The 11509-nt window shown below is 64.0% G+C and carries 8 protein-coding genes; 2 read left to right on the top strand and 6 right to left on the bottom strand.

Annotated elements, in window-relative coordinates; genetic code table 11:
• Positions 1 to 91: 91 nt before the first annotated feature.
• The 3 genes from EU811_RS18650 to EU811_RS18645 all read right to left on the bottom strand — a co-directional run bounded on the left by EU811_RS18650 (position 92) and on the right by EU811_RS18645 (position 2952).
• A complete protein-coding gene (locus EU811_RS18650) occupies positions 92 to 1690 on the bottom strand; it encodes a glycoside hydrolase family 68 protein (RefSeq protein WP_142939800.1) in 1599 nt (532 codons plus the stop codon).
• A gap of 76 nt (positions 1691 to 1766) precedes the next feature.
• Positions 1767 to 1898 carry a hypothetical protein gene (locus EU811_RS24600; protein ID WP_274595841.1) on the bottom strand — a complete coding sequence of 44 codons (132 nt, stop codon included), beginning with the start codon at positions 1896 to 1898 and terminating at the stop codon, positions 1767 to 1769.
• A gap of 253 nt (positions 1899 to 2151) precedes the next feature.
• Positions 2152 to 2952 carry a purine-nucleoside phosphorylase gene (locus EU811_RS18645; protein WP_187697247.1) on the bottom strand — a complete coding sequence of 267 codons (801 nt, stop codon included), beginning with the start codon at positions 2950 to 2952 and terminating at the stop codon, positions 2152 to 2154.
• A 122-nt stretch (positions 2953 to 3074) separates the two neighbouring features.
• On the opposite strand from EU811_RS18645, the gene EU811_RS18640 reads away from it, so the two are divergent.
• Positions 3075 to 4484 carry an NAD(P)H-quinone dehydrogenase gene (locus EU811_RS18640; RefSeq protein WP_142939798.1) on the top strand — a complete coding sequence of 470 codons (1410 nt, stop codon included), beginning with the start codon at positions 3075 to 3077 and terminating at the stop codon, positions 4482 to 4484.
• Positions 4485 to 4618: 134 nt separating this feature from the next.
• Here the strand turns inward: EU811_RS18640 and EU811_RS18635 are convergent, their stop codons facing one another.
• From EU811_RS18635 to EU811_RS18625, 3 genes are read right to left on the bottom strand one after another with little or no spacing between them, the layout of a single operon-like run.
• On the bottom strand, positions 4619 to 6181 hold the full coding sequence (locus EU811_RS18635; RefSeq protein ID WP_142939797.1) for an FAD-dependent oxidoreductase: 1563 nt from the start codon (positions 6179 to 6181) through the stop codon (positions 4619 to 4621).
• Positions 6178 to 8376 (bottom strand): molybdopterin oxidoreductase family protein, encoded by a 2199-nt coding sequence (locus EU811_RS18630; protein WP_142939796.1) that lies wholly within the window; start codon positions 8374 to 8376, stop codon positions 6178 to 6180. The genes EU811_RS18635 and EU811_RS18630 overlap by 4 nt, the downstream gene beginning before the upstream one ends.
• Entirely contained in the window at positions 8377 to 9789 is a 1413-nt protein-coding gene (locus EU811_RS18625) for an MFS transporter (protein WP_142939795.1), read from the bottom strand. It abuts the gene before it with no gap.
• A 293-nt stretch (positions 9790 to 10082) separates the two neighbouring features.
• On the opposite strand from EU811_RS18625, the gene EU811_RS18620 reads away from it, so the two are divergent.
• Positions 10083 to 11492, top strand: a complete 1410-nt coding sequence (locus EU811_RS18620) for an MFS transporter (RefSeq protein WP_142939794.1) — start codon at positions 10083 to 10085, stop codon at positions 11490 to 11492.
• Positions 11493 to 11509: the final 17 nt, after the last annotated feature.

Below are 11509 nucleotides of genomic sequence, written 5' to 3'. Positions count from 1 at the left end.
GGGAGATCCTGGGGGTTTGGGGGTGGCAGGGGTGCCGGTCCCCGCGGGACCAGTCACCCCTGCCGTGGCCTGAGGGCCGAGGTGTTACTGCTTACTTGTAGAGGCCTTCGCCGCCAACACGGACGTTGGTGGGAAGGTAGCCGAACGGCCCAAGACCGTTCTTGCCGAAGCTGCGATCAACCTGGGTCACGCCGGCCTTGAAATTCATCTTCACGGTGGGTGACAGGGAGCCGCCGCGGACGCCGTCCACATTGTCAATGAACGACTGGACGAGCCCGCCGGGCTGGACGTAGTGCGAGTAGGCCTGGAACTGACGGCCGTTCTGGCGAGGGTCCGGGCCCTCCGGTGCGTTGGCCGGCATGTTCAGGTCCGTGGGGGAGCCCAGGGCCAGGCCGCTGTTGTTGACCGGCTGGTAGTCGGAGCGGATACCGTTGCCGACAAAGCCGTAGACGCCGTCCGGTCCGCGCATTCCATCTGCGTACGTGAACTGGTGGCTGATGGTGAACAGATAGTACTTGTTCTTGCCGTTCTCGTTCTGGATGAAGATCTGCGGACGCTCAGTCTGATCGTTCACGCAGTTGGCGGAAAGGATGGGAGGCAGGAAGCTCCACTTGGTGAGGTCCTTGTTGTCCGCAACGGCGAGTCCCACGTTGGCAGTCTGGTACCAGGCCCCGGTGCTGTTGACCTGGGCCACGGTTTCGGCGTTGGGATCGCCCGGTTGGTAGCCAAGGTCTTCCTGCTTGCACTTGTAGGAGCCGCGGGTGCCACCGGTGTTGCCTTCGAAGACCATGAAAGTCTTGCCCGGGTGGGCGGGGTCCGCGAAGGTGTACGGGTCACGGAATGCGAAGCCGGGGTTCTGGGCTTTGTTCTGGTACAGCTTTCCGTCCGGTTCCAGCAGCTTGGTGTGCTGGAAGCCGTCGAAGCTCACGCCGTCCTTGGTGGCATGGATGGTACCCAGTGCCTTGGCGATCGCGGCGTCCGGAGCGATACCGCCACCGCCGGCGTTCCGTTCGGCGACGTCGTAGAACGTGGTGGCCGTGTAGAAGACGTTGATCTTGTTGCCCTGCATGAGGCGGGTGGAACCGGACCACTCCGTATTCCCGATGGACGTGTTGTCCAGGAACAGGTGTCCGCCGTAGTTCCATTTATCCTTGGCAGGATCGGCGTTGGTCTTGCGGAAGAAGTAGCCGATCCTGGCGTTCCAGTGGCGCTGGTCGAAGCCGTAGCCGGCGTTCCGGTCAGCAACCAGGGAGAAGATGACGTCCCAGCCCTTGTAGCTGATCTGGTTGGCGTTCTCGTCCGTCAGAGACCACGTGTCCCAAACCCACACGTCCTCGTTCATGGCCGGGAAGTCCTTGGGGATTTCCGGCATGGTGACGTTGGGGCTCATGGAGTTCTGCCCGGGGGCAACGTTGGGGTTGCTCTGGGCCATGATCTGCTTGGCGTCGGCTCGGGTCCACTTGGACGTGAAATCTGCCGCTGGATCATATGCCTGCTGTGTATGGGTGGTCGGCAGTGGGAAGCCGGGCGTTGGCGCCGGCATGGTGCTCGAGGGCGGATCCGCCGGGAGGTTGGCCTGCGCGGCTGGCGCTACCAACAGGATGCTGCCGGCCACACCGGCCGCTGCTGCGACGGCTACTGCCTGTCGTAACCGGCGGCGCGGCCGTGGAGGGGTTGAGTGCGTGTTCATGCTTACTCTTCTCGCGGAGTGTTGGACTTCGTGGAGTGGGGCGCATGCCCTGACCCCCGGTTGGGGGTTTCTGTACTCAGGCGTCCGTCGATCCGCTGGAGGCGTCACCGAGGGACGCCATCGTTTCGAGGAGCGGCGGAGCCATGGAGATGTCCGCCGCGGTGGTTCCGGCACGTCGACTTACCGGAACACTCTCCACGCTAGACACGTGTTAGGTCCGAAATCAAAGGGCGTTTCGCCCGACCTTTCAGTTACCGGCAGGTATGTGCGCAAGCGCTTACATTGCCAACATGCGCGCGTGTCACAATAGCCGGGCGGGAATCAAATGTTTCGTCACACATCAGATTTATTCTGTGACTTTACTGTGCGTTTACCTTCCCGCCGAGGTGGCCGGGACCTGCCGTGGCAAACAAAAAAGCGGGGCCGCCATGAAGTGGCGGCCCCGCGATCCGGCTGGACTGCTAGAGCTTGGCGATGATCTCCGCCAGCAGTTTGGATATGCGCTTGCCCGCTGCCTGGCCGGCTTCCAGGACTTCCGCGTGGCTCAAAGGAACAGGGCTGATGCCGGCTGCCAGGTTGGTGACCAGGGAGATACCGAAAACTTCCATGCCCGCGTGCCGGCCGGCAATGGCTTCCAAAGCGGTGGACATGCCCACCAGGTCTGCGCCGATCCGCTTGGCGTACTGGACCTCCGCCGGCGTCTCGTAGTGGGGGCCTGTGAACTGCGCGTACACGCCTTCCTGGAGGGAGGGGTCAACCTCGCGGGCGAGGTCACGGATCCGTGAGGAGTAGAGGTCCGTGAGGTCAACGAACGTTGCGCCTTCAAGCGGGGAAGTGGCGGTGAGGTTGATGTGGTCGCTGATCAGTACCGGCGTACCCGGGGTCCAGTCCTCATTGAGCCCGCCGCAACCGTTGGTCAGCACCAGAGTTTTGCAGCCGGCAGCTGCGGCTGTGCGAACGCCGTGCACCACCGATCGTACGCCGCGGCCTTCGTAATAGTGCGTTCGTGCCCCCAGAACGAGGGCGCGTTTGCCTTCCTTGGTGAGGACGGAGCGGATGGTGCCAACATGGCCCACCACTGCTGGCTTGTGGAAACCGGGAACCTCGGATGCGTTCAGGGTGGCCGTGGTTTCGCCGATCAGATCGGCGGCTTCCGCCCACCCGGATCCGAGCACCAGTGCTACGTCATGGGATTCGACGCCGGTCTCCGCGGCGATGAAGTCCGCGGCAGCCTTCGCGGCCTCAAAAGGGTCAGTGTTCATCAGCTCAGTGTTACTCACTGGTACAAGCTACCCTGTGGCCGCAGGTCTTTGGTAGGGATACCAAAGCGGGTGAGGGTGTGCTGAGTGGCAGCCGACGTCGCGATGAGCGAGAATTGAGGATTGTGACCACCCAAGTTGACTTCAGTGCCCCCCGTATCGCGATCCTGGGAGGTGGTCCCGGCGGATATGAAGCTGCCATGGTGGCTGCCTCGCTCGGCGCCCACGTCACCATCGTAGAGCGGGCGGGCCTCGGCGGCTCAGCCGTGCTGACCGACGTCGTGCCTTCCAAGACCCTGATTGCCACCGCCGACCTCATGACCCGCGTCGGTGAGGCGGATGAGCTGGGAGTGAAGTTCGACGGCGACGGCACGGCTTCGAAGCCCCGCGCCGACCTCAAGCACATCAACGATCGCGTCCTGAACCTTGCCCATGGGCAGTCCGAGGACATTCGTGCCGGCCTCGAGCGCCTGGGCGTGGAGATTGTCATCGGTTCGGGCAAACTTCTGGACAACAACACCATCGAGGTCCTCACCATTGATGGCACCCGCACTATTGATGCCGACGCTATCCTGCTGGCCGTTGGCGCCCACCCGCGTGAACTGCCCACGGCAAAGCCCGACGGCGAACGCATCCTGAACTGGGCCCAGATCTACAACCTGGACGAGCTCCCCGAAGAATTGATTGTTGTGGGTTCGGGCGTCACTGGTGCCGAATTCGCCTCCGCCTACAACGGTTTGGGCTCCAAGGTGACGCTGATTTCCAGCCGTGACCAGGTTCTCCCCGGCGAGGACACGGACGCCGCGAAGCTGCTGGAAGGCGTCTTCGAGCGTCGCGGCGTGCGGGTGCTGTCCAAGTCCCGCGCCAACGCAGTGGAGCGGACGGACGACGGCGTTAAGGTCACCTTGGGTGACGGATCGATCGTGACAGGTACGCACTGCCTGGTGTGTGTTGGTTCCATCCCCAACACTGCCGGCATCGGCCTTGAAGAAGCCGGCGTGACCCTCACGGAGTCCGGGCACATCAAGGTGGACGGCGTTTCCCGCACCACTGCCCCCAACATTTACGCTGCCGGCGACTGCACTGGTGTCTTCGCCCTGGCATCCGTTGCAGCCATGCAGGGCCGCATCGCGATTGCACACTTCATGGGTGATGGCGTGAAGCCGCTGAAGCTCAACCAGGTGGCCTCCAACATCTTCACGTCCCCCGAAATCGCCTCCGTGGGCGTCTCCGAAGCCGACCTCGCATCCGGCAAGTACCAGGGCGACGTGGTGATGTTGTCCCTGCTCAGCAACGCCCGCGCCAAGATGCGCAACACCAAGGATGGCTTCGTCAAGATCATTGCCCGCAAGGGGTCCGGCACCGTGATCGGTGGCGTGGTGGTGGGTCCGAACGCATCCGAACTCATCTTCCCGATCTCCGTGGCCGTGACGCAGAAACTCCACGTGGACGATGTGGCCAGTGCATTCACTGTCTATCCGTCGCTGACCGGCTCCATTTCCGAGGCCGCCCGGCGCCTGCACGTGCACATGTAGCTCCAACGCCGGCGCCCGTTGGCCTGCCCAGGTGCGGGTGGATGCGAGCGCGCCGGAAAGCTGCGAGACCGCGGTTCCGGACCGGCGATTTCGCAGCTTTTCAGGGTGCTGGCGGCTGTTCGGCGTATAAGGAGTTATGCGGCAGCCGCTTGGAAGTGTTTTTCGATGATCCCCTTGATGTCCTCGTGGCACCCCCCGCAGCCTGTTCCTGCGCGGGTTGCCTTCGATACCTCGGCCACGGAAGAGCAGCCCTCCACCACGGAGTCCTCGATGCTGGCCGCGCTCACTCCGGCACAACGGCAGACGGTCCGCTGGGGATCGTTGCTGGTGGCCCCGGAATCCAGCTGGTCTGGTCCGTCGAGCCTGAGCAGCAAGGACCGGTCAGCGGGCAGCTCCGAGGAGCGCTCGAACAGAACCACCAGCTCAGCGGCTGTCCGGGGCATGCCCACGGCAACCAGGCCTTCAAGCACTCCGCCGCGTGTGGTCATCTTGACGTAGCGGCCGTGTTCCGGATCAGCCCATTGGGAAATCTGCCTGCGGGCGCGCCCGGACGCGGCCCCGGCTTCCAGCAACTCCTCGTCCCAGGGATCGGCCTGGTTGTCTCCTGCCACTGCCAGGTTGACGCCGCGGGCCTTGAGGACAATGACGCCGGGCTTCTCCTTCGGTAGTGCTTCCAAAGCATCTGCGGCAATCTGGCCATCACGGGCCAGGACCACGAGGTACTCGGCCAACCATTCGGCCTGCCGCCAGCCCGGACCGACGAGGCCCGAGGGGCCGGAAGCAGTCCGGCAATCAACGCACGCGGCGTCAGGGCAGCGAACTTCGGCGCAGTCGCCGATCGCGAACATGTGGGGCTCGTGATAAGTCCGGAGATGATGGTCCACAAGGATACCGGCGCCGGTAGGGAGGCCACAGCCCTCCGCCAACTCGATACGGGGGCGCACACCACAGGACAACACCAGTAGGTCGCCGTCGATCGCCGAGCCGTCGTCGAGCAGCAATGCGGAGAAGCTGCCTCCGGGGCCGGCTGTCTCCACGCCGGTTGACCGTGCGTTGCCTGCCATCCGGACTCCACTGGCCCGCAAGCTGTTGGTAAGCACTGATCCGCTGCCGCGATCGATGCTCCTGCCCAGTGGGAAAGGACCGTTGTGAACCACCGTGGTCCGGGCGCCTTCTTCCGAGGCGGCCAAGGCAGTTTCCAAGCCGAGCACGCCACCACCCAGGACCACCACGCGTTTTCCACCGGTAACCGCAGCGCGAAGCACGGCAGCATCGCGCAGATCACGCAGGGTAGTCACCCCCGCCGGGAGCACAGGCCCGGAGGGATCCGGGTTGAGGCCGGTCAGGTTGGGAATCACGGGACGGGATCCGGTTGCGAACACCAGCCGGTCGTAGTGTTCAGTGCTGCCATCGGACAGCGCTACGTGCTGGCGGGCACGGTCGATTCTTTTGACTGTGACGCCCAACCGCACCTCCACGCCGTCGGACTCCAAGTCGGATGCATCAGCCATGGTCAAAGCCTGGGCGCTGGTGCGGCCGACTCCCAGTTCGGCGATCATCACGCGGTTATACGCGGCCTCGGTTTCCTGGCCCACTACCAGCAACTGCACCAGCCCGGTGCGGACGGCGGGGAGCAGTTCGTCCACGAGCCGGGCAGCGACAGGCCCGAATCCAACAACAACAATGCGCTCGCTCATGATGCCTCCTTGACGTGCAGTGGCAGCCGCGTGTCCTCCGGGACGGTGTAGGAGGGCGGGTCCTGGGTGGAAACTGCGCGCCGGACCCATACCCGGCTGGTCTTGAACTCCGGCATGCCGGAGATGGGATCTGTGGCCGCCTCCGTGAGGCGGTTGGCGTTTTCCTGGCCGGGGAAGTGGAACGGCAGGAAGACGGTGTCCGGGCGGACCGAGTTGCTGAGCTCGGCACGGCAAAGCACTTCGCCGCGCTCGTTGGTGACGGTGGCGTAGTCGCCGTCGGCAATGCCGCGCGAAGCCGCCGTACCCGGGTGAATAAGGAGCCTGGCTTGCGGCTGCGATGCCAGGAGTTCGCTCACCCGGCGCGTCTGGGCGCCGGATTGGTAGTGCTCCAACAGCCGGCCGGTTGCCAAGGCCAGCGAATCGTCGGCAAAGGAACGGACAGCCCGCTTGGACGGGGTCACCGGGACCATGACGGCCCTGCGGTCAGCGTGGGCGAAGCCCTCAGAGAAGAGCCGTGGTGTTCCGGTGCTGCCCACGGGATACGGCCAGTAGGCTGCCTCGCCGCGGTCCAGCATGGCGTAATCAATGCCCGAGTAATCAGCCAGGCCTCCAGCAGATGCCAGGCGGAGCTCTTCGAAAACGGTCTCGGGGTCGTCGCTGAATGTCGAGGGCGCTTCAAGGAGCTCAGCCAGCCTGGCCATGAGCCACAACTCGCTGCGAACACCCGGGGGAGGCGTCAGTGCGCGGCGGCGACGGATCACGCGGCCCTCCAAGTTGGTCAGCGTTCCTTCTTCCTCGGCCCACTGAGTGACCGGCAGGACCAGGTCAGCTTCGGCAGCGGTCTCTGACATGAAGAAGTCGCACACCACCAGGAAGTCCAGGCTGCGCAATCCCTTGATCACTGCGTTGGTATCAGGAGCCGAGACCACCACATTGGCGCCGTGGACGAAAAGGCAACGGACGCCGTCGGGCTTTCCCAGAGACTTGAGAAGTTCGACGGCGGGGAGGCCGGGTCCGGGGATCAGCGACTCGTCCACGCCCCACACTCCAGCGACGTGGGCCCGGGCGGCAGGATCGGTGATTTTGCGGTAACCGGGAAGCTGGTCGGCCTTCTGGCCGTGTTCGCGGCCGCCCTGGCCGTTGCCCTGGCCGGTGAGGGTGCCGTAGCCGCTGCGGGCCGAGCCGGGCAGTCCGAGCAGGAGGCTGAGGTTGATGGCGGCGGTGGCGGTGTCGGTGCCGTCAACGTGCTGTTCCACGCCACGGCCGCTGAGGATGTAGCTGCCGCCAGCACGGGCGCCTTGGGCGAGCCGGCGTGCGGTTTCGCGGATGAGGGTGGCCGGTACACCGGTGATGGACTGGACGCGCTCCGGCCAGAAAGCGTTGAGGCTGCGCACCACGGCTGCGTAACCGCTGGTGTTCTTCTCGATGTACGAGGCGTCGGTGAGTCCCTCGTGCACCACCACGTGGCTGATGCCCAAAAGGAGTGCCAAATCGGTGCCGGGCGTCGGCTGCAAGTGGAGGCCGCCGCCGTCGGACGTAAACGCAGCAGTAGCCGAGCGTCGGGGGTCCACCACAATCAGTCCGCCGGCATCCCGTGCGCCTTGCAGGTGCTGGACGAACGGAGGCATGGTCTCGGCAACGTTGGAGCCGAGCATGAGGATCACGGACGCGGTGTCCAGGTCCGTGACGGGGAAAGGGAGGCCTCGGTCCACGCCAAAGGCCCGGTTTCCGGCAGCTGCTGCGGATGACATGCAGAACCGGCCGTTGTAATCGATGCGGGAGGTGCGGAGGGCCAGCCGGGCGAACTTGCCCAGCATGTACGCCTTCTCGTTGGTGAGGCCGCCGCCGCCGAAGACTCCCACGGCGTCGTTCCCGTGCTGCTGCTGGGTGTCCTTGACGGCGGCCGTGATGAGCATGAGCGCCTGGTCCCAGGAGATGGGCTGGTGTACGCCGTCCGAGCCCTTGAGCATCGGCTCCGTGACGCGCCCGTTGTGATTCAACAACGACGCCGATGTCCAGCCTTTGCGGCACAGCCCGCCCCGGTTGGTGGGGAAGTCGCGTCCTGAAACTTCCAGGGGCACGGCGGGTGCTGCGTCCGGCGCGGGGACTGCCCCCGCCGCGGGTGCGGCGGGGGTCAGCCTCATGGCGCACTGGAGCGCGCAGTAGGGGCAGTGGGTATCGGCGCCGTTGGGCATCTAGATGTGTCCGATCGTGTTGCGCTTCTGGGCGGGGCGGATGTAGCAGACCCAGCAGACGGTGAGCATCAGGACGTAGGCTCCAACGAATCCATAAAACGCCGGGGTGTACGAGCCGCTGGCCGAGTTGGAGGCGTTGAGTACCTGCGGGATGACGAAGCCACCGTAGGCGCCGATCGCGGAGATCAGGCCCAGCGAGGAAGAAGCCAGGCGTGCCGTGGTGGCGCTCGGGGCTCCTGCTCGAGCTGCGCGGCTGGACGTTGCGAAGATGACCGGGATCATGCGGTACGTTGCGCCGTTACCGAAGCCACTGGCCAGGAAGAGCAGCAGGAACAAGGTGAGGAAGAGCCAGAAGTTCTTCAGGGGCAGCGTCCAGATCATGGTCAGCGTGATGACGGCCATGGAAGCGAACGAGGCGATGGTCATCCGCGCGCCACCCATGCGGTCGGCCATGCGTCCGCCATAAGGGCGGGCCAGGGAACCAACCAGCGGGCCGAGGAAGGCCAGCGAGAGCGCCACAGCGCCAACATGAATGGAGGAGAAGTCCGGGAAGTAGTCCTTGATCAGCTTGGGGAAGACGCCGGCAAAGCCGATGAACGAACCGAACGTTCCAATGTAGAGGAAGGCCATGATCCACAGGTGCGGTTCCTTCAGGGCGGCCAGGGAACCGGCCACATCACCCTTGGCGCTGGTGAGGTTGTTCATGTACTTGTAGGCGCCAAAGGCGGCGATGATGATCAGCGGGATCCAGATGATGCCAGCCATGGGCAAGTTGACGGTTCCGGCAGCAAGAAGGGTGATGGCGATGGGCACAACAAGCTGCGCGACGGCGGCACCGAGGTTTCCGCCTGCTGCGTTCAGGCCCAGCGCCCAGCCCTTTTCGCGGGCGGGGTAGAAGAAGGTGATGTTGGCCATGGAGCTGGCGAAGTTGCCGCCACCGAAGCCGGCAAGTGCAGCCATGAGGAGCATGATGCCGAACGGTGTCTCCGGATTGGAGACGCAGATGGCCAGTCCTGTTGTGGGGATCAGCAGGAGCAGGGCCGAGACGATGGTCCAGTTCCTGCCACCGAACTTGGGGACCATGAAGGTATAGGGAATCCGGAGCGTGGCGCCTACCAGGCTGGGAATGGAGATGAGCCAGAAGATCTGGTTGGTGTCGAACTGAAATCCGGCCGCGGGCAGCTGGACCACCACAATGGACCACAACTGCCAGACGACGAAACCGAGGAATTCGGCGAAGATGGACCAATTGAGATTGCGCTTGGCGATGGACCGGCCTTCGGACTCCCATTGGCCCTTGTCTTCGGCATCCCAGTTGGCGATCCAGCGGCCGGGACGGTGTTCAAGGGCGGAAGTGGCGGTGGCAGTGGACTGGGCGGGAGCCAGTGCATCTGCGGTGCGGTCAACTGTCACGGAAGTGCCTCCTTGGTGGGGACGTTGTTCTTCCAAGGTAGGTTTGGCGCATTTCGTGGACGGTCGCCGTTTGTAAACGCCCTGTGACATTTCCCTATCGGCGGGGTCACCGGCGCGTGAGGCGATGGTGAGGTAGTGTGGCGCGGACCACAAGGTGAGATTTTCTTGTCTGTCCGCATGTTGGACTTGGTTGTCCAGTCAATGGACAGCGGGAACTATTATTGAACTCTCGAATAATCCGTCGCCGGCAGGCTCCTGGGGGACCGGCCGGCGCAAAAGAAAGCTGCAAATACATGTCTTCCACCGCACCATCCAAGGAAGGTGAGTCCACTAAGCCAGTGAACTCACGGGGCAAGGTGATCTTCGCGAGCCTGATCGGCACGACGATCGAGTTCTACGATTTCTACGCCTACGCCACCGCGTCAGTACTCGTCTTCCCCAAGCTCTTCTTCCCCGACGCCACTGACATCAATGCACTGCTCAGTGCGTTCGCCATCTTCGGTGTCGCCTTCTTCGCACGGCCCATCGGCGCCGTGGTCTTCGGCCACTTTGGTGACAAGATCGGCCGCAAGGGCACCCTGGTGGCCTCGTTGCTGACCATGGGTATTGCAACCTTCCTTATCGGTCTCCTGCCCACGGCCTCCATGCCGGGGTGGGCCATCCTGGCCCCGATCATGCTGGTGATCCTCCGCTTCTTCCAAGGCCTGGCCCTGGGTGGAGAATGGTCCGGCGCGGCACTGCTCGCCACCGAGAACGCCCCCGAAGGCAAGCGCGCCATCTACGGAACTTTCCCGCAGCTGGGTGCTCCCATCGGCTTCATCATTGCCAACGTCATCTTCATCTGGATGAACGTCTCCCTAAGTGCCGAAGAGTTCCTGGCCTGGGGCTGGAGGGTTCCGTTCATCCTCAGCGCCGTGCTGGTGATCGTGGGCCTTTACGTTCGTTTGAAGCTGGTGGAGAGCGCATCCTTCACCAAGGTGATCGAGCAGGAAAAGGTCCAGAAGCTGCCCCTCGCGGCTACACTCAAGAGCCACTGGCGCCCCGTGGTGGCCGGTACCTTCATCATGTTTGCCACCTACGTGCTCTTCTACATCATGACCACGTTCACCCTGTCCTACGGCACCAAGCCCACCCTTGCCGGCGCCCAGGCGGCGGCCGAGAAGGCCGGTACGCCCATGACGCCGGAGCAAGTGGCGGCGTTTGTTCCCGGCCTGGGAATCACCCGGTCCGACTTCCTCTGGATGCTGATCATCGGCGTCGTCTTCTTTGGCATCTTCACCGTGGTCTCCGGACCGCTCGCCGAGAAGTGGGGCCGCCGCAAGTTCCTGTTGGGAGTCACTGCGGGCATCTTCGTGTTCGGTGCGCTCTGGTTCACCATGTTTGGTCCCGGCCAGGCAGCGGCGATGGTTGGTCTTATCGTGGGCTTCACACTCATGGGCCTCACCTTCGGACCCATGGCAGCGATCCTTCCGGAACTGTTCCCGGCCAACGTCCGCTACACCGGCTCGGCTGTGGCGTACAACCTGTCCTCAATGATCGGCGCAGCACCCGCTTCGTTCGTGGCTATTGCGCTCTGGTCCGCAGCCAACGGCAGCACCTGGCTGGTGGGCGCCTACATGGCCGCCGCTGCGGTGGTCACCTTCATTGCGCTGTGGCTGACCCGCGAAACCAAGGACATGGACTACGAGAACAACGTGTCCTAAGTACCTCATCACGACGT

The sequence above is a fragment of the Arthrobacter sp. TS-15 genome (assembly GCF_006964045.1).
Taxonomy (GTDB): Bacteria; Actinomycetota; Actinomycetes; order Actinomycetales; family Micrococcaceae; genus Arthrobacter.
Note: the sequence above shows the minus strand (reverse complement) of the source record. Positions and strands in the feature narration are given on the sequence as shown.